Origin of the sequence: Tannerella forsythia, assembly GCF_001006485.1 — a bacterium.
Lineage (GTDB): Bacteria > Bacteroidota > Bacteroidia > Bacteroidales > Tannerellaceae > Tannerella > Tannerella forsythia.
On sequence record NZ_JUET01000124.1, the window covers coordinates 1 to 246 of the forward strand.

Here is a 246-nt window from a genome sequence, read left to right on the forward strand (position 1 = left end):
CCTGTTTCCGCAATGATTGCCGTGGCTGCGCGTTCCTTGACACCGGGGATGGTTTGCAGGCGTTCGTATGGTTTGGGGTAATGTTCTTTGCAGAGCCGGACGAGTTCTTGCTGACAGTCCGCCGTCTGTTCTTCGATCAGGTCGAGTGTTTCCTTCAATTGTCTGAGAACAATCAGGTCGGTTTCTGAGAACGAGCCTGTCAGCGCGGCTTTCACCCTCTCACGTCCATGTTTGTTGAGTATGCGT

The 246-nt window shown here is 53.3% G+C and carries 1 pseudogene; it reads right to left on the bottom strand.

Features of this window, described 5'->3' with window-relative positions:
* Positions 1-246 (bottom strand): annotated as a pseudogene (locus Tanf_RS11800) (IS110 family RNA-guided transposase); the annotation flags it as partial.